A 17,347-nucleotide genomic window follows, 5' to 3' on the forward strand; every position below is an offset into this window, starting at 1 on the left:
CCCGCCCGTCAGGCGCCGTCCGCCGTGGCGGCGCCGACAGGGTCGGGCCCGGGGGCCGGCCGGTCGAAGCGGCGCGGCTCCTTGAGCAGCGGCAGCCCGGCCGGCTGCGCGGGGGCGGGGGTCCGCTCGGTGCGGCGCAGCTCCTCCAGCCCGGTGCGCAGGGCGGCCCGCATCCGCCGGCCCAGCGGCTTCTCGACGAAGCGGTGCATCAGCCAGGCGGCGCCCAGCATCGCCGTGATCAGCCCGGCGACCAGCAGCGGCGCCGGCACCTTCGTGCGCAGCGCGTAGATGACGGTCATGCCGATGTACTGGTGCAGCAGGTACAGCGGGTACGTCAGCGCTCCCGCCGTGCCCAGCCAGTTCCAGCGCACCCGGTCGAAGGCGCCCAGGGCGACCAGGGCCATGACCGCGAAGATGACGAAGACGCCGACCTGGGCGGGCAGGAGTGCCGTGGCGTGGTTGGCGTTGTCGTGCACGCGCTTGGCCACGTGGTGGTTGGCGATCAGGTAGGAGATGCCGACGATGCCCCACAGCAGTGCGGTGGGCTTGAAGCGGCGCATCAGGTAGAAGGAGATGCCGGCGACGAAGTACGGCTCGGCGAACGGCATGGCCCACATCGTGAGCAGCTTGCTGTCCGCCGTGGGGCTGACGGCGGCGGCCACCGTCCACACCCCGCAGAAGACCACGCACCGGCGGTAGGTGACCCCGCGGGCGACGACGAGGGCGAAGAGCAGGTAGAACTTCAGCTCCACCCACAGCGTCCAGTAGACGCCGTCGACGTCCCACACGCCGAGCCCGGTCTGGAGCATGGTGAAGTTGGTGAAGACCGTCTCGGGGCCCGCCACCGAGCGCACCTGCGGCCACAGCAGGACGACGCCGCCGGTGAGCACGATGGCCACCCAGTAGGCCGGGTAGATCCGCGCGGCGCGGGAGACCAGGAACTCCCCGGCGGTGCGGCCCCACGTGCTCATGCAGATGACGAAGCCGCTGATCAGGAAGAAGGTCTCGACGCCCAGCCAGCCGTAGCGGGTGAGGGGCTCGAGCGCGGGGAACAGCTGCCGCGGATCTCGGTGCCAGCCGCCGCTCAGGCTCGTGTAGTGGTACAGCACGACCATGAGGGCCGCGAGAAGCCGCAGTCCGTCCAGGATGTGCAGCCGGGGGGCGTGGCCCCGGCCCGTGCCATCCGTCCGGACGCCCGCGGTCGCGCCGCCGCTGGCGAAACGCATGTCGTCCTCTCCCGTCGGCGTGGAGCCCGTCGGTGTCTGGGTCACGCAGCATGCTGGCACAACCACGGTGCGTGCCGAGGGACTGTTGGAGGGGAGGACTCCGGGTGGACGGCGGGTTTTCGCCCGTAGGACACGCCCCGTGCGCCGAACGGACGCACCACCGGCGCGACGCTGACTCCGGGACCCGCCGTCGCGCGTAGACGGGGTGCGCCCCGTAGGGGCGCGGGGAACTGCGCGACAAGCCACGACGCGCCCGCAGGTGGGGTGCCGTGCTTCGCCCGGGCCGCGGGGTGGCGTTCGGCTGCGGGCCGTCGGTGGCCGATCGCGCCCACGCGGCGGAGCCGCAGATCGACACTGCCCCGCGCCCCTACGGGGCGCCGCCGGATGCGCGACGGCGCCCGGCCGTGGGGCCGGGCGCCGGGTGGGGCGAGAGGGTGGGGGCGAGGGGTCAGATGCGCTCGCGCGCCGTGCGCATGTCGGCCAGGGCGCGGTTCATGCCGCGCTTGACCAGGCGGGCCAGCGGCCGCTCCCAGAAGCGGTGCAGCAGCCAGGCGGCGCCGAGCATGGCCGCGATCAGCGCCGGCACCAGCACGTACTGCGACACGTACGGCTCGGTGTGCTGGATCACGACCCAGCCGATGCGCTCGTGCAGCAGGTACAGCGGGTACGTCAGGACGCCCGCGGTCGACAGCCAGCCCCAGCGGATGCGGCGCGTCCAGCCCAGGGCCACCGCGGCCATCGCCAGGAAGAAGAGGGTGAGCAGCATGGTGGTCGGCCACTCGGGGATGTTGCGGCCGATGTACTTCTCCGCGTGCGTCTGCGCCTGCATCAGGAAGTGCTGGCTGATCAGGTAGCAGGAGGCCACGACGAGCCACAGCACCAGGTTGGGGCCGTAGCGGTACATCAGGTAGAAGGCGATGCCCGCGATGAAGTACCAGCAGTCGTCCGGCAGCAGCAGGGCGTCGAGCACCGGCACGTTCACCGTCGTCGCGAAGGCCGCGGCCAGGCCCCACACCACGCAGAAGCCCAGGGCGCGCCGGTAGGTCAGGCCCTTCCAGATCACCAGGGCGAAGAGCAGGTAGAACTTCAGCTCCACCCACAGCGTCCAGTACACGCCGTCCACGGGCGTGACCTTCAGCGGCTCGTGCAGCATGGTGAGGTTCACCGTGATGTCGCCGAGCTTGGGCACGTTGTTGATCCCCGGCCAGATAACGGAGACCAGCGCGGTGGCGATCACGGCGAACCAGTACGCCGGGTAGAGCCGGGTCACGCGCGAGGAGGCGAATTCGCCGACCGTGCGGCCCCAGGCGCTCATGCAGATGACGAAGCCGCTGATCAGGAAGAACAGCTCCACGCCCGCCCAGCCGTAGGAGGCGGGCCACGATCCGATCGTGAAGATCTGGGCGACCGGCTTGGACCAGGCGCCGGCGTTGAACGCCATGTAGTGGTAGAGGACGACCATGAGGGCCGCGAGCAGCCGCAGCCCGTCGAGGGCCGCCAGTCTTTCCTTGGCAGCTGCCGGTCGAGCGGGCGCCGGGACAGGGCGCTGCTCCTGCTGCCGTTGCTGCACCGTCACAGAGGACTGCAACGTCCCTCCTGAGTCCCGTGGCCGGGGTTCCGCTGGTCGTACCACCGGTCAATGCGCCGGTGAGCTCGCCGTCCCGCCGGGTGGCGTGACGCCCGGCGAAGCTACCATGCGGCTCTTTATCATGTGCAGATAGTAAAGAGACGTCAAAGAAGGCGGCCGGGTTCCGCGGAATGTATCGCTCCGTCGCAGCAGGCCCGCAAACCCGGGCTTTCCGGCCTTTCGGCGGGGCGAGGCACTGCCCGGGGCCCACTACCCTGGTTCCGTGACCATTCGCCTGTATGACACCAGCGCCCGGCAGATCCGTGACTTCTCCCCGCTGCGGCCGGGCTGCGTCTCGATCTACCTGTGCGGCGCGACCGTGCAGGCTGCGCCCCACATCGGACACATCCGGTCGGGTCTGAACTTCGACATCATGCGCCGCTGGTTCGCTTACCGCGGCTACGACGTCACCTTCGTGCGCAACGTCACGGACATCGACGACAAGATCCTCGCGAAGGGTGCCGAGCAGGGCCGCCCCTGGTGGGCGATCGGCTACGAGAACGAGCGCGCCTTCAACGACGGCTACGCCGCCCTCGGCTGCCTGCCGCCCACCGTCGAGCCCCGCGCCACCGGCCACGTCACCGAGATGGTCGAGATGATGCGCGGCCTGATCGAGCGCGGTCACGCCTACGTCGCCGACGGCAACGTCTACTTCGACGTGCGCTCCTTCCCCGGCTACCTGGAGCTGTCCAACCAGGAGCTGGACAACCTCCTGCAGCCCTCCGGCGAGGGCGAGACCGGCAAGCGCGACCCCCGCGACTTCGCCATGTGGAAGGCCGCCAAGCCCGGCGAGCCGTCCTGGGAGACCCCCTGGGGCCGCGGCCGCCCGGGCTGGCACCTGGAGTGCTCGGCGATGGCCCACAAGTACTTGGGCGAGGCCTTCGACATCCACGGCGGCGGCCTGGACCTGATCTTCCCGCACCACGAGAACGAGATCGCCCAGGCCAAGGCCTTCGGCGACGCCTTCGCCTCGTACTGGCTGCACAACGCCTGGGTCACCATGAGCGGCGAGAAGATGTCGAAGTCCCTCGGCAACTCCGTCCTCGTCTCCGAGATGGTCAAGCAGTGGCGGCCCATCGTCCTGCGCTACTACCTCGGCACCCCGCACTACCGCTCGATGATCGAGTACAGCCCGGAGGCGCTGCGCGAGGCCGAGGCGGCCTTCGCCCGCATCGAGGGCTTCGTGCAGCGCGTCGTGGAGCTCGCCGGCCCGGTCGAGCCCGCCGCCGAGGTGCCCCCGGCCTTCGCCGAGGCCATGGACGACGACTTCGGCGTGCCCCAGGCCCTGGCCGTGGTCCACACCGCCGTCCGCCAGGGCAACTCCGCCCTGACCGCCGACGACAAGGACACCGCCGTCGCCCGCCTGGCCGAGGTCCGCGCCATGCTCGGCGTGCTCGGCCTCGACCCGCTCGACGCGCACTGGGCCGGCGCCGACGGCGGCAAGGGCGAGGAGCTGCACGGCGTGGTGGACTCCCTGGTCCGCCTGGTGCTCGACCAGCGCGAGGCCGCCCGCACCCGCAAGGACTACGCCACCGCCGACGCCATCCGCGACAGCCTCCAGCAGTCCGGCCTGGTGATCGAGGACACTCCCTCGGGTCCGCGCTGGACCCTGTCCTGAGGGACACTTTCGTACGTACGTCTATGAGGAGCCGCCTTCCACGCGGCTCCGAGCAGTGAAGAAACAGGTGACCCCCATGGCCGGCAACAGCCAGCGCAGGAACCGCCGCACGTCCAACAAGAAGGGCGCGACGGTCGGCAGCGGCGGCCAGCGGCGCCGGGGGCTGGAGGGCAAGGGCCCGACCCCGCCCGCGCACATGCGCAAGGGACACAAGAAGAACCGCGTCGCGAACGCCCAGGCCAAGCACGCCGCCCGCCGCCCGGCCCCGCGCCGCGGCGGCCCCAAGGGCCCCAACGAGCTGGTCGTCGGCCGCAACTCCGTCGTCGAGGCGCTGCGCGAGGGCGTGCCGGCCAACACCCTGTACGTCCAGCAGTTCGTCGACAGCGACGAGCGCGTGCGCGAGGCGCTGCAGCTGGCCACGGAGAAAGGCCTCAACCTCATGGAGGCCCCGCGTCCCGAGCTCGACCGCATGACCAACGGGCTCAACCACCAGGGCCTGGTCCTGTCGGTGCCGCCGTACGACTACGCGCACCCCGAGGACCTCTCCGCCGCCGCCCTCGACGACGGCGAGGACCCGCTGATCGTCGCCCTCGACGGCATCACCGACCCGCGCAACCTCGGCGCCGTCGTGCGTTCCGTCTCCGCCTTCGGCGGCCACGGCGTCGTCGTCCCCGAGCGCCGCGCGGCCGGCATGACCGCCAGCGCCTGGAAGACCTCCGCCGGCACCGCCGCCCGTACGCCCGTCGCCCGCGCCACCAACATGACGCGCACCCTGGAGGCGTACCAGAAGGAGGGCCTGATGGTCGTCGGCCTCGCCGCCGACGGCGACGTCGAGCTGCACGAGCTCGACATCCTCGACGGCCCCGTCGTGATCGTCGTGGGCAGCGAGGGCAAGGGCCTGTCCCGCCTCGTCGGCGAGACCTGCGACTACCGCGTGCGCATCCCGATGCCGGGCGGCGCCGAGTCGCTCAACGCCGGTGTCGCCGCCGGCGTGGTGCTCTACGAGGCCGCGCGCCGGCGCGCACAGCGCTGACATCGACGTCGTACATCGACGACGTTTCGGGCGGCCGGGGACGATCTCCCCGGCCGCCGTGCGTTTGGCTGATGATGTTGACGGGTCTCGGACACATCCAACCGGTCAAGGCAGTGTCCTAACCTCCGGTCACTCGGTTAGATGAGTGTGGACACCAGAACACCCCGCACACCTACGGGGGGAAGCTCTTCCGGGTACGACGACCAGCCCGCGCTGAGTACGGTGAAGGTGCCGTCGGATCCGGCGCAGGTCATCGTCAACCACATGAGCTTCCGGGTGCAGCTCGCCCGCCCCCCACGCACCACCCGGCCCTTCGCCGGGGGAGCGGATTCGGCGCGGCTGCCCACCGCCAAGAGCGCGGCCAAGCGCCGCGCCCCCGTGGTGTGGAGCGGGCGGACGGGCCCGGGCGACGCCTCCACCCAGCTCCTGGAGGCCGTCAGGGACTCCGGCACCCCCCTGCACCCCGGCGGCGACGCCGGTGCCACGCAGGTCCTGCCCCGCATCGCCGTCGGCGACGACGCCCCCACCACCGTCATCGGCCCCCGCGGCCCCGCCGAGGCCACCGGGGCCCACCCCCGCCTCCTGGACGGGGTGCGCCCCACCGGCAGCGCGTACGACGAGGACGCCGGCGCGCACGGTCCGTACGAGGACTACCCGGACTACGACTCCGAGCACGACGACGAGGAGGAGCGGCGCGGCCGCCAGGGCGACCCCCTGCGCCACGCCTACTACCCCGGGCGCCGGATGAACCTCGGCGTCGTCCTGCTGCCCCTGCGGATCTTCCTCGGCCTCAGCTCGGTCTACGCCGGCATGGGCAAGCTGTGCGACCCCGCCTACTTCGACGGCGGCAGCCGCCGCGGCTCCATGGTCAACTGGCTGCGGCACCTCCACCCCTGGAGCGCCGCCGAGCCCCTGCGGGACTTCGCCCTCGCCCACCCCATCGGCTCCGGCCTGACGGTGGCCTTCCTGCAGATCGTCGTCGGCGTCCTGACCCTCTTCGGCCTCTGGCAGCGGCTCGCCGCCGCCATCGGCGCCCTGCTGTCCGCCGTGCTGCTGGTCACCGTCAGCTGGCAGAGCGCCCCCGTCTACGACGCCCCCGACATCATCTACCTGGCCGCCTGGAGCCCCCTGGTGATCGCCGGGGCGCCGTTCTACTCCATCGACGGCCGGCTGGCCGGCGAGGCCTGGCGGCGGCTCGGGCCGCGCGCCGAGCTGTGGGCGCTGCGCCGGCGGGTGCTGCGGCGGGGCACGGTCATGGCGACCGTCGTCATCGGTCTGGCGCTGCTCACCGGCTCGATGCTCGGCGGCGCCGTCCGCTCCTCGCGGGTCGCCGAGACACCGGGGACGCCCACGATCCCGGCCAACAGCCTGCCCGGCTCCCCGCTGCCGCAGTCGCCGTCGTCCTCGGCGCGGCACGGCTCGCACGGCCCCTCCGCGACGGGGACGCCCAAGCCGGGCGCGACCCACAAGCCCGTGGTGCCCGGGGCCACGCCCTCCGCGGCGCCCGGCACCCGTACGCCGGCCGGTTCGGCCGGTGCCACGGGGGCCGGCCCGGGCAGCACCGGCAGCGTCCGCCCGGCGCCGCAGAGCCCGCACCAGGCACCGGCCCCGGCGGCCCCGCCGCACAGCTCCTCGGGCTCGTCCACGGGCGGCACGAGCGGCACCGGCGCCGGAAGCGGCTCCAGCGGCCCCGGCAACGGCTCCGGCGGCGGCGCGCTGGGCGGCCTGCTGGGCTGACGCCGCCCCTGCACAAAGTTCCCCGCGCCCCATAGGGGCGCGGGGAACTGCGCGATCGGCCACCGACGACCCGCAGCCGACGGTGTACGGGGCGCACGCCCTAGCGGGCGAGCTCCTTGGCGGCCTCCGTGAGGTCCTTGGCGGTGTCGATGGCCCGCCAGTACGCGCCCTGCGGCAGCGGGAAGCCCGCCAGCCGGCGCTCACGGGCCAGCCGGGGGAACGTGGTGCGCTCGTGGTCACCGCGCTCCGGCAGCAGCGCCGTGAAGCCGGGGGCGAAGACGTACACGCCCGCGTTGATCAGGTACGGGGACGGGGGCGCCTCGATGAAGTCCAGCACGTGCCCGAACTCGTTGGTCTCCACCGCGCCCCAGGGGATGCGCGGGCGGGCCAGCGCCAGCGTGGCCAGGGCGTCGCGCTCGTGGTGGAAGGCCGCCATCTCGCGCAGCGAGAAGCGGGTCCAGATGTCGCCGTTGGTGGCGTACCACGGCTCGTCGGGCCGGGGCAGGGAGGCGGCGGCGAACTTCAGGCCGCCGCCCCGGCCGAGCGGTTCCTTCTCCACCACCGTCGTCACGCGCAGCGGCAGGTCGGCCGAGGCGAGCCAGTCCTTCAGGACCTCGGCCAGGTGGCCGCAGGAGACGACCGCGTCCGTCACTCCCTCGGCCGCCAGCCAGGCGAGCTGATGGCCGATGATCGGGACCCCGGTGCCGGGGATCTCGACCATCGGCTTGGGACGGTCGTCCGTGTAAGGGCGAAGCCGTGATCCTTGGCCACCGGCCAGGATCACGGCTTGGGTCGGATACGGGGAGGGCTGCGTGCCGGTCATGCTCCGCACGATATGCCGTGCCGCGAGCGGAGCCGTCGCCGGTGGCCCGCCCGGAGCCGTGGACCGTCAGTGGCCGCCCTGGACGACACCGGCCGCGAAGGCCGTGTCGCACACGGGGCGGGCGTAGGACTGCGCCTGCTTGACCGAGCGGTACTTCTTGACCGCCGCCTGGCCCAGTGCGCGGGCGATCTCCACGCAGTGCTGGGCCAGCGAGGGGCGGCCGTTGGTCGCCTCCTGCAGGTGGGTGAGCGCGACCCCGGGGTTCTTCTCCTGGAGTTCGCCCAGCAGCCGGTCGCGCAGGACCTCGTGCGGGGCGCGCGCCTTGGCGACGGTGGAGGCGTTCTCCGAGGATGCGGTGAGCACCTGGGACTCGGCGTTCGGAGCGGCCCAGGGAACGCGCGTGACCGCGAGGGTCCCCGAGAGCACGAGAACGACCGGGAGGACGAGAGCGAGAGTTCTGCCGATGCGGCGGGCGGCCTGGTTCATGCCGCAGATGGTAGCGAGGGGTAATGGGCACGCGACATTTAGTCACCCGGTCGAGGGATGTCGTCGGGCGGCATTGTGACGAGCGCGTTGACGTACGGAAGTCGAAATGGGCGGTCTGCCGCGGTATTTTCCCGGGCGGTCACCGGGCCGGCGCAGACGCATACCCCGCGCCGCCCGGTCCGCACACATGGCGTAACGCATCGTGTACGGAGCGCGGGCGGCGCGGGTGTCGTGCGAGAGGGCCCCGGGCCGGTCGCTCAGTCGCTCAGGCGCTCGCCGGAGGACGTGGAGAACACGTGCAGCTCGCCCGGGCGCGGCACGACGTGCAGCACCGAGCCCTTCTCCGGCACCCGGCGGCCGTGCACGCGCACCACGAGGTCCTGCTGGGCGCCGCCGACCTCGGCGGTGCCGTAGACGTAGCCGTCGGCGCCGAGCTCCTCGACGACGTTGACGGTCACGGCCACGCCGGCCGGGTCGCCGGCGGACTCCTTGCTCAGCGAGCGCGCGGCCTCGCCGTTCTGCTCCACGACGTCGAAGTGCTCGGGGCGCACGCCGACGGTGACCGTGCGGTCGCCCTTGTCGGCGGCGGTGGTCAGCGCCTCGCGGGAGACGGGCACCACGCTGTTGCCGAACTTCACGCCGCCGTCGGTGATCGGCACCTCGACGAGGTTCATCGCGGGCGAGCCGATGAAGCCCGCGACGAACAGGTTGGCCGGGCGGTCGTACATGTTGCGGGGGGAGTCGACCTGCTGCAGCAGGCCGTCCTTGAGGACCGCCACCCGGTCGCCCATGGTCATCGCCTCGACCTGGTCGTGCGTGACGTACACCGTCGTGATCCCCAACCGCCGCTGCAGGCTCGCGATCTGCGTACGGGTCTGCACGCGCAGCTTGGCGTCGAGGTTGGACAGCGGCTCGTCCATGAGGAACACCTGCGGCTCGCGCACGATGGCCCGGCCCATGGCCACGCGCTGCCGCTGGCCGCCGGACAGCGCCTTGGGCTTGCGGCCCAGGTACTCGGTGAGGTCCAGGATGCGGGCCGCGTCCTCGACCTTCTGCCGGATCTCCGCCTTGGGCACGCCGGCGATCTTCAGCGCGAAGCCCATGTTCTCGGCGACGGTCATGTGCGGGTAGAGCGCGTAGTTCTGGAACACCATGGCGATGTCCCGGTCCTTGGGCGGCAGGTGGGTGACGTCGCGGTCGCCGATGCGGATCGCGCCGGAGTCGACGTCCTCCAGCCCCGCCAGCATCCGCAGGGAGGTGGACTTGCCGCAGCCGGAGGGTCCGACGAGGACCAGGAACTCCCCGTCCTCGATGGTGATGTCGAGCTGGTCGACGGCGGGCTTCTCGGCGCCGGGGTAGATCCTGGACGCCTTGTCGTACGTGACCGTGGCCATGATGGTGTGGTGGTCCCTTCACCGGCAGGAACGTGCCGGACGATCCGTTGTAGAGGGAGTGGTCCAGTCCAATAGGACGGGAGTGCTGGTGACGGTACCCGCGCGGCAAGCGCTTGTCAGCAGGTGGCGGGTCACAATGCGGGTGTGGGTAGACTGCGTCACGCACGCCGCCTTAGCTCAGCTGGTAGAGCACCGCTCTTGTAAAGCGAAGGTCGTCGGTTCGAGCCCGACAGGCGGCTCTCTCACCACCACACGCGAAACCGCAGGCCCCTCCCCGAGGGACCTGCGGTTTGTCGTTGCTCGGTGTTGCTCGTCGCTGCCCTGCGGGCCGCTAGGCGCGGACCCGCTCGCCCGCGTCGGCCGCCCGGGCGGCCTCGCCCTGCGGCTCGTCCTGGTGACCGGGCCACCAGGCCTTGTGGCCCAGCAGCGAGGTGACCGTCGGGACCAGCAGCATCGCCATGATGAAGGCGGTGAGCAGGATGCCGAAGCCGACGGCGAAGCCCATCTGCTGCAGCATCGAGTTGTCGGCCAGGATCAGCACGCCGAAGGTGCCGGCGAGGATGATCGCGGCCGCCGCGACGGTCGGCGTGGACTGGGTGACCGCCGTGCGGACGGCCTCCCGGGCGGGAACGCCGCGGCGCACCTCCTCGCGCAGGCGGGCGACCATGAGGATGTTGTAGTCCGTGCCGATGGCCACCACGAAGAGGTAGACGATCACCGGCAGCATGAACAGCAGGCCGTTCTCGCCCTTGTAGTCCTGGAAGAGCCAGACCGTGGAGCCGAGGGTGGCGCCGAAGCCGAGGGCGACGGCGATCATCAGGTACCACGGGGCCACCAGGCTGCGCAGCAGCAGACCGAGGATGACCATGATCGCGATGCCGGCGACGGGGAAGACGACCCGGTAGTCGTGACCGACCGCGTCCTCGATGTCGGCCAGCACCGCGGAGGTGCCGCCGACGAGGGCCTCGGTGCCCTCGGGCGCCGCCTTGTGGCTGGTCTCGCGCAGGTCGCCGCCGGCCAGGTCGATCGCCTCGTCCGAGGTCGGCGCGTACTTCAGCACCACGCGGTACTGGGCGACGCTGCCGTCGGGGTTGGCGACGGCCGGTGCGACGGGGGCGCTCACGCCCTCGATGCCCTCCAGCTTGCCGCGGAACGCCTCGATCTCGGCGGGCTTCAGGCGGGAGCCGTCCTTGCTCTTGAGGTAGACCATGGCCGGGTCGGACTGGCCGGCGGAGAAGCCGCGCTGCATGTCCTTCATGGCCTGGACCGACTCGAGCTTCTGCGGCATCTGGCTGCTGGTGTCGAACTCCGCCTTGAAGCTCAGGGCACCGATCGCCAGCACGGCCAGGACGGCGGTGGAGAGCACCGCGACGATGCCGGGGCGGCGGGAGACGAGGTTGCCCACGCCGTTCGCGAAACGATTCCGCGGGGTCTTCTTCCACGCCTTCGACGGCCAGAAGGCCGCCCGGCCCAGCAGCGAGAACACCGCGGGGACGAGGGTCAGCGCCGCGACCAGCGTCACGGCCACGGCGATGGCCAGGGACGGGCCCATCGCCCGCATCATGCCCATCGTGGACAGCAGCAGCGCGAGGAAGGCCGCGATGACGGCACCCGCCGCGGAGGCGATGGTCTCGCCGACGCGGGCGACGGCCTCCACGAGGGCTTCCTTGGGCTCCTGACCGGCGCGCAGGTGCTCGCGGTAGCGGAAGAGCAGGAAGAGGATGTAGTCGGTGCCGACGCCGAAGAGGACGACGATGAGGATCGCCGTGATCGAGGCGTCCGCCTTCAGCCCGCCCACCTCGGCGGCGGTGCCGATCAGACCCGTGGCGACGGTGGCCACGACACCGATGATGATCACCGGCAGGATGGCGATCAGCGGGCTGCGGAAGATGACCAGCAGCAGCACGATGATCAGCAGGAACGTCGCCGACATGACCATCGAGTCGGTGTCGCCGGACGATTCCTTCGAGTCCAGCGTCTGCGCGGCCGGACCGGTGAAGCCCAGCTTCAGCTGGGTGCCCTTGAGCAGTTCCTTGGCGTCCTCGCGCAACGCCTTGACGGAATCGGGCAGTGCGTCGTCAAAGGTGTTCTTGGTGGTGGCATAGACGTTGGCCAGGGCTATTTCCCCGTTGGGGGAGACCGCCTGCTCGTTGGTGACCACCTTGGCGATCTTCGGACGGTGCTTGGCGTCCAGACCGCTCGTCACCTTCGCGACGTCACGCTTGTCGGCCTCGGACAGCTTCCCGCCGTCGGACCGCTGGAAGACACCGATGGCGGTCGGCTGCTCGGTCTGCGGGAACGCCTTCTGCGTCAGATTCCCCACCTGCACGGATTCATAGTGCGAGGGCAGGAACTCGGTCTCGTCGGTGGTGGACTTCAGGCCGGGTGCCAGCATGGCGAGCGCCACGGCTGCAATGATCCAGCCCGCGATCGTGAGCCAGGGCCGGTGGACGGCGAACCGCCCGACTCCTCGGAACATGATGCTCCTTCAACTTCCTTTTCCGCGCGTCGTTCGCGCTCTTGTTCCTCGTCGTGCAAATGGGCAGGGTTGTGCGCCGGCCCCCTCCTTCGGACAGGACCGGCTTTTCGACGGGCGTGCAGCACGGGCATGAACACGCTAGGGATGCGGGTTCCCCGGAGACAACAAAGTTCTGCGGAATCAGGGGTAAATCGATCCTGGGGATGAGGGCCTCTCACCCGTGGGGTAGAGACGGCGGCGCCGACCGCCTGCAGCTGGATGACACGGGTCTACGCTGCCCCCATGAGCGATGTCGACTTCTACGCAGCCCGCATGGACCGTGCCGCCCGCACGGCCGCCGACGCCGGGCTCGCCGGGCTGATCGTCACACCCGGCCCCGACCTCGTATGGCTGTGCGGCTACGCGCCCCCCGTCACCGAACGGCTCACCGCGCTGCTCCTGGCGCCGGGCCGGCGGCCCCAGTTGTTCGTACCCCAGCTCGAACGCCCCGATGCCGAAAAGGCCCCGGGAGCCGGCGCCCTGTCCCTCTCCGGCTGGGTGGACGGGGAGAACCCCTACGCCGCGGTGGCCAAGCAGCTGACGCCGCAGGGACGTTACGGCATCTCCGACAACGCCTGGGCCCTGCACCTGCTCGCCCTCCAGCGCACCGTCCCCGGCCTCGGCCTCGGCGCCCTGACCGAGGCCCTGCCCATGCTGCGGGCCGTCAAGGACGCCCACGAGACCGACCTGCTCGCCGCCGCGGGAGCCGCGGCCGACGCCACGTTCGAGGAGATCGTACGGCTGCGCTTCGCCGGCCGCCGCGAGGACGAGGTCGCCGCCGACCTCGCCCGGCTGCTGCGCGAGCACGGCCACAGCCAGGTCGACTTCACGATCGTCGGCTCGGGCCCCAACGGCGCCAACCCCCACCACGAGGCCGGCGACCGCGTCATCGAGGACGGCGACATGGTCGTCCTCGACTTCGGCGGCCTGAAGGACGGCTACGGCTCCGACACGACCCGTACGGTCCACGTGGGCGAGCCCACCGCGGAGGAGCGCAAGGTCCACGACCTGGTGCGCGAGGCGCAGCAGGCGGCGTTCGAAGCCGTCCGCCCCGGAGTCGCCTGCCAGGAGATCGACCGCGTCGCCCGCCAGGTCATCCGCCGCGCAGGCTACGGCGAGTACTTCATCCACCGCACCGGCCACGGCATCGGCGTCACCACGCACGAACCGCCCTACATGGTCGAGGGCGAACACCTGCCGCTCGTGCCGGGCATGTGCTTCTCCATCGAACCGGGCATCTACCTGCCCGGCCGCTTCGGCGTCCGCATCGAGGACATCGTCGTCTGCACGGAGACCGGCGCACGCCGCCTCAACAACACCGCACGGGAGCTGCGCGTGGTGGCGTGAGCACTCACAGCCGCTGGTACATGACGAGCAGCCCGGTGTACGTCCCGTCCGGCAGCCGGAAACCCTCGGGGACGGTGCCGATGACGGCGAAGCCGAGGGAACGCCAGAGGGCGACGGCCGGGGTGTTCGCCTCGACGACGGCGTTGAACTGCATGCCGCGGTACCCCTCGGCGCGGGCCCACGCGAGGGCGTGCTCCCCCAGCGCCCGGCCGACACCGCGCCGGCGGTGACCGGGCGCGACCATGAAGCTGGCGCTGGCGATGTGGGAGCCGCCGCCGGCCTGGTTGGGGTTCATCTTGGCCGTCCCCAGAACCGCACCGTCGTCGTCCACGGCCACGACCGTGCGCCCGGGGGCGTCGAGCATCCACCACGAACGGGCCACGTCGGGGGCGAGGTCGCGGGGGTAGGTGTAGGTGTCACCGGCGGCGGTGACGGCACGGAAGACCGGCCAGATGGCCGGCCAGTCGCCGGCTTCGGCGTCTCGGATGAGCATGAGGGCGAGAATGCGGCCCCCGAGCGGGACCCCGCCACCGAATTTCGCGGGGCGAGTGCCGATTTCAGCCCGGCCGGCGTTTGAGGCCACCGCGCGTCAGCGCGGCCCGGGGGTGCCACGGCGCCCCGCAAGGGGCGCGGGGAACTGCGCGACAAGCCACGACGCGCCCGCAGACGAAGTGCCGTGCTGCGCCCGGACTCCGTGGGCGGTACGTCGACTGCGGGCCGTCGGTGGCCGATCGCGCAGTTCCCCGCGCCCCTACGGGGCGCTGCGTGGTGCACCGGGCACGCCCGAGGAGCCGGCAAGAGGGGGGTGGGGCGGGCGCCCCGCCGCGCTACTCCGCGCGCATGCGGTGCGGGTCGTACGTCGCGGGGTACCCGCCCTCCGGGCGGCCCCGCTTCGGCGCTCCCGCCGTCACCAGCGTCGTCGCCACCAGCCCGGCCGTCAGCATGATGACCGCCGCCCACCCGATCGCCACGTTGAACCCGTGCACCACCCCGGCCTTGGCCACCGCCACCCCGGCGACCCCGGCCTTGGCCCGTGCGGCCACGTACGCCGTTCCTGCCGACGTCGCGATCGTGTTGAGCAGGGCCGTACCGACGGAACCGCCCACCTGCTGCGCCGTGTTGACCGTGGCGGAGGTGACGCCCGAGTCCTGTGGGGCGACGCCTCGGGTGGCGACGTCCATGACGGGCATGAAGGTGAGCCCCATGCCCAGGCCCACCAGCACTTCCGCCGGCAGGACGTGCGAGACGTACGCCGGTTCGACCGGCAGGAACGTCAGCAGGAAGAGCCCGGCTGCGGCGAGGAGCGTGCCGGGGCCCATGAGGAGTCGCGGCGGCAGGTGGTTCATCAGCCGCGCGGAGATCTGCGTCGAGGCGAGGACGATGGACGCGGTCACCGGCAGGAAGGCCAGCCCGGTGCGGACGGGGGAGTAGCCGAGCACGACCTGCAGGTAGTAGGTCATGAACAGGAACATCCCGAACATGGCGATCACGGCGAGCCCCATCGTGAGCACCGCTCCGCCGCGGTTGCGGTCGCGCAGGACGTGCACGGGCAGCAGCGGGTGCGGCGCGTGCTGCTGCCACTGCGCGAAGGCTGCGAGCAGGGCGACGCCGCCGCACAGGAGGCCGAGGACGAGCGGGTCGCCCCAGCCGCGCGGTTCGGCCTCGCTGCAGGCGTAGACGATGGCGACGAGCCCCCCGCAGCCGAGCAGGACGCCGGGCAGGTCGAGGGAGGGGCGGTGCGCCCGGTCGGGCCGGTGGTCGTGCAGCAGGGCGAGGGCGCCGAGGAGGGCCACGAGGGCGATGGGCACGTTCACGTACAGGCACCAGCGCCAGTCGAGGTACTCGGTGAGCAGCCCGCCGGCGATCAGGCCGATGGCGGCGCCGCCGCCGGCGATGGCGCCGTAGATGCCGAAGGCCTTGCTGCGTTCCCTGCGGTCGGTGAAGGTCGTGGTCAGCAGGGACAGCGCGGAGGGCGCGAGGAGGGCGCCGAAGACGCCCTGCAGGGCGCGGGCCGCGAAGAGCATGCCGGAGTTGTGCGCGGCGCCGCCGATGGCGGAGGCGGCGGCGAAGCCGACGAGCCCGGTGCAGAAGGTGCGCTTGCGGCCGGCGAGGTCGGCGATCCTGCCCCCGAGCAGCAGGAGTCCGCCGAAGGCGAGGGTGTAGGCGGTGATGACCCATTGCCGGTTGCTGTCGGACATGCCGAGGGCGCGCTGGGCGGAGGGCAGTGCGATGTTCACGATGGTGGCGTCGAGGACGACCATGAGCTGGGCGACGGCGATGACGACCAGTCCCCACCAGCGCCGGGGGTCGGGCTCGGTGCCGGGCCGGTGGGGCGGGGATATGGGGGGCTGGTTGGCCGAGCTCATCACGCACCTGCTCTCGACGTGTGCCGGGCGCGGTCGGTCGCAGTCCAGCGTAGGCCCTGTGGGTGAGGTACGCGCGCGGAACGCGAAGGTCAGGGCACCAGGACGACCTTGCCCATGGTGCCGCGCGTCTCCAGGGCGCGGTGGGCGTCGGCGGCCCGGGCGAGCGGGAAGCGGTGCACGGTGGGGACGACGTTGCCGGCGGCGGCCTCCGCCAGGGACAGCTCCTCGAGCCGGCGGAGTCCCGCCCGACCACCGCCGAAACGTTCCAGCATGGCGGGGCCCAGGACGCTGCGCGAGGTGATCCCCCGCGCGGCGAGCTCCTCGGCGTCCGGCTGCCCGCCCTGCCCGCCGGGGGCGGCGCCCGTGCGGCCCTGCGAGGACCAGCCGAAGACCAGGTGCAGCCCGCCGGTCCCGAGCAGGCCGACGGCCTCGCGGCCGACGTCGCCGCCGACGCCGTCGAGGACGACGGTGGCCGGGCGCCCGCCGAGGGCGGCCCGGGCGGCCTGCGGCCACGCGGGGTCGGTGTAGTCCAGGGCGATGCCGGCGCCCAGTTCGCGGGCGTGCGCCACCTTCGCCGGCCCGCCGGCCAGGGCCACGACGGTGGCACCGGCGTTGCGGGCGTACTGCACGAGCAGCGAGCCGATGCCGCCGGCCGCGGCGGGCACGACCACGACGTCGTCGGCGGTCAGCTCGGTGAAGGAGAGGATGCCGAGCGCCGTGCGCCCCGTACCGATCATGGCGATCGCGGCGGCCTCGTCCAGTCCGGCGGGCAGCCGGTGCAGCCGGTCGGCGTCGGCCACGGCCAGCTCGGCGTAGCCGCCGCCGGGGGCGTCGTGCCCCAGGTGGGCGACGACGCGGGCGCCGAGCCAGGTCGGGTCGGTGCCCTCGCCGAGCGCGTCGACGGTGCCGGCGACCTCGCGCCCGGGGACGTACGGCAGCCCGGGCAGCACGTACGGGCCGTTCGGGTCGCCCGAGCGCTGGGTGGTGTCGACGAGGTGCACGCCCGCGGCGGCCACGGCGATGCGCACCTGGCCGGGGCCCGGGAGCGGGTCGTCGGTGCGCTCGTGGGTGAGGTTCTCGGCGGGGCCGAAGGCGTGCAGCCTGACTGCGTGCATGGCGGGGGCTCCTCGGTGCGGGGGGTTCTTCCGTTGGCGTTCTTCCGTGGCGTCGCA

Annotated in this window: 13 protein-coding genes and 1 tRNA gene; 5 read left to right on the plus strand and 9 right to left on the minus strand. The window is 72.2% G+C overall.

Annotated features, from left to right (window positions below; genetic code table 11):
* Positions 1 to 8 precede the first annotated feature (8 nt).
* Both ABD361_RS00535 and ABD361_RS00540 read right to left on the minus strand, forming a co-directional pair.
* The gene (locus ABD361_RS00535) at positions 9 to 1,271 is read right to left on the minus strand and encodes an acyltransferase family protein (protein WP_344432553.1); all 1,263 of its coding nucleotides are present in this window, start codon (positions 1,269 to 1,271) and stop codon (positions 9 to 11) included.
* Between the two features lie 403 nt (positions 1,272 to 1,674).
* The gene (locus ABD361_RS00540; protein WP_344432554.1) at positions 1,675 to 2,814 is read right to left on the minus strand and encodes an acyltransferase family protein; all 1,140 of its coding nucleotides are present in this window, start codon (positions 2,812 to 2,814) and stop codon (positions 1,675 to 1,677) included.
* A 262-nt stretch (positions 2,815 to 3,076) separates the two neighbouring features.
* On the opposite strand from ABD361_RS00540, the gene cysS reads away from it, so the two are divergent.
* The 3 genes from cysS to ABD361_RS00555 all read left to right on the plus strand — a co-directional run bounded on the left by cysS (position 3,077) and on the right by ABD361_RS00555 (position 7,241).
* A complete protein-coding gene (gene cysS / locus ABD361_RS00545) occupies positions 3,077 to 4,471 on the plus strand; it encodes a cysteine--tRNA ligase (protein ID WP_344432555.1) in 1,395 nt (464 codons plus the stop codon).
* A 76-nt stretch (positions 4,472 to 4,547) separates the two neighbouring features.
* Positions 4,548 to 5,504 (plus strand): 23S rRNA (guanosine(2251)-2'-O)-methyltransferase RlmB, encoded by a 957-nt coding sequence (gene rlmB / locus ABD361_RS00550; protein WP_344432556.1) that lies wholly within the window; start codon positions 4,548 to 4,550, stop codon positions 5,502 to 5,504.
* A 141-nt stretch (positions 5,505 to 5,645) separates the two neighbouring features.
* Entirely contained in the window at positions 5,646 to 7,241 is a 1,596-nt protein-coding gene (locus tag ABD361_RS00555) for a DoxX family protein (RefSeq protein WP_344432557.1), read from the plus strand.
* Between the two features lie 100 nt (positions 7,242 to 7,341).
* Here ABD361_RS00555 and ABD361_RS00560 read toward each other — a convergent pair whose 3' ends face one another.
* The 3 genes from ABD361_RS00560 to ABD361_RS00570 form a co-directional block, all read right to left on the minus strand.
* Positions 7,342 to 8,064 carry a nucleotidyltransferase family protein gene (locus tag ABD361_RS00560; protein WP_344432559.1) on the minus strand — a complete coding sequence of 241 codons (723 nt, stop codon included), beginning with the start codon at positions 8,062 to 8,064 and terminating at the stop codon, positions 7,342 to 7,344.
* A gap of 66 nt (positions 8,065 to 8,130) precedes the next feature.
* Positions 8,131 to 8,550 (minus strand): hypothetical protein, encoded by a 420-nt coding sequence (locus ABD361_RS00565; RefSeq protein WP_344432560.1) that lies wholly within the window; start codon positions 8,548 to 8,550, stop codon positions 8,131 to 8,133.
* Between the two features lie 257 nt (positions 8,551 to 8,807).
* The gene (locus ABD361_RS00570) at positions 8,808 to 9,944 is read right to left on the minus strand and encodes an ABC transporter ATP-binding protein (RefSeq protein ID WP_344432561.1); all 1,137 of its coding nucleotides are present in this window, start codon (positions 9,942 to 9,944) and stop codon (positions 8,808 to 8,810) included.
* Positions 9,945 to 10,110: 166 nt separating this feature from the next.
* Here ABD361_RS00570 and ABD361_RS00575 point away from each other — a divergent pair.
* Positions 10,111 to 10,183 (plus strand) — tRNA-Thr (locus tag ABD361_RS00575).
* Between the two features lie 92 nt (positions 10,184 to 10,275).
* Here the strand turns inward: ABD361_RS00575 and ABD361_RS00580 are convergent.
* On the minus strand, positions 10,276 to 12,423 hold the full coding sequence (locus ABD361_RS00580; RefSeq protein ID WP_344432562.1) for an MMPL family transporter: 2,148 nt from the start codon (positions 12,421 to 12,423) through the stop codon (positions 10,276 to 10,278).
* Between the two features lie 282 nt (positions 12,424 to 12,705).
* On the opposite strand from ABD361_RS00580, the gene ABD361_RS00585 reads away from it, so the two are divergent.
* Positions 12,706 to 13,809 carry a M24 family metallopeptidase gene (locus ABD361_RS00585; RefSeq protein WP_344432563.1) on the plus strand — a complete coding sequence of 368 codons (1,104 nt, stop codon included), beginning with the start codon at positions 12,706 to 12,708 and terminating at the stop codon, positions 13,807 to 13,809.
* 4 nt (positions 13,810 to 13,813) lie between these two features.
* On the opposite strand, the gene ABD361_RS00590 is transcribed toward ABD361_RS00585, so the two are convergent.
* The 3 genes from ABD361_RS00590 to ABD361_RS00600 all read right to left on the minus strand — a co-directional run bounded on the left by ABD361_RS00590 (position 13,814) and on the right by ABD361_RS00600 (position 17,290).
* Positions 13,814 to 14,302 carry a GNAT family N-acetyltransferase gene (locus tag ABD361_RS00590; protein WP_344432564.1) on the minus strand — a complete coding sequence of 163 codons (489 nt, stop codon included), beginning with the start codon at positions 14,300 to 14,302 and terminating at the stop codon, positions 13,814 to 13,816.
* A gap of 334 nt (positions 14,303 to 14,636) precedes the next feature.
* Positions 14,637 to 16,175 carry an MFS transporter gene (locus tag ABD361_RS00595; RefSeq protein WP_344432565.1) on the minus strand — a complete coding sequence of 513 codons (1,539 nt, stop codon included), beginning with the start codon at positions 16,173 to 16,175 and terminating at the stop codon, positions 14,637 to 14,639.
* Positions 16,176 to 16,264: 89 nt separating this feature from the next.
* Positions 16,265 to 17,290, minus strand: a complete 1,026-nt coding sequence (locus tag ABD361_RS00600) for a zinc-binding dehydrogenase (protein ID WP_344432566.1) — start codon at positions 17,288 to 17,290, stop codon at positions 16,265 to 16,267.
* Positions 17,291 to 17,347: the final 57 nt, after the last annotated feature.

Origin of the sequence: Streptomyces luteosporeus (assembly GCF_039532865.1) — a bacterium.
Classification (GTDB): domain Bacteria; phylum Actinomycetota; class Actinomycetes; order Streptomycetales; family Streptomycetaceae; genus Streptomyces; species Streptomyces luteosporeus.

Coding starts and splice junctions, on each gene's coding strand:
- rlmB (WP_344432556.1), top strand. CDS start 4,548: ATGGCCGGCAACAGCCAGCGCAGGAACCGCCGCACGTCCAACAAGAAG.
- ABD361_RS00555 (WP_344432557.1), top strand. CDS start 5,646: ATGAGTGTGGACACCAGAACACCCCGCACACCTACGGGGGGAAGCTCT.
- ABD361_RS00560 (WP_344432559.1), bottom strand. CDS start 8,064: ATGACCGGCACGCAGCCCTCCCCGTATCCGACCCAAGCCGTGATCCTG.
- ABD361_RS00565 (WP_344432560.1), bottom strand. CDS start 8,550: ATGAACCAGGCCGCCCGCCGCATCGGCAGAACTCTCGCTCTCGTCCTC.
- ABD361_RS00570 (WP_344432561.1), bottom strand. CDS start 9,944: ATGGCCACGGTCACGTACGACAAGGCGTCCAGGATCTACCCCGGCGCC.
- ABD361_RS00580 (WP_344432562.1), bottom strand. CDS start 12,423: ATGTTCCGAGGAGTCGGGCGGTTCGCCGTCCACCGGCCCTGGCTCACG.
- ABD361_RS00585 (WP_344432563.1), top strand. CDS start 12,706: ATGAGCGATGTCGACTTCTACGCAGCCCGCATGGACCGTGCCGCCCGC.
- ABD361_RS00590 (WP_344432564.1), bottom strand. CDS start 14,302: ATGCTCATCCGAGACGCCGAAGCCGGCGACTGGCCGGCCATCTGGCCG.
- ABD361_RS00595 (WP_344432565.1), bottom strand. CDS start 16,175: ATGAGCTCGGCCAACCAGCCCCCCATATCCCCGCCCCACCGGCCCGGC.
- ABD361_RS00600 (WP_344432566.1), bottom strand. CDS start 17,290: ATGCACGCAGTCAGGCTGCACGCCTTCGGCCCCGCCGAGAACCTCACC.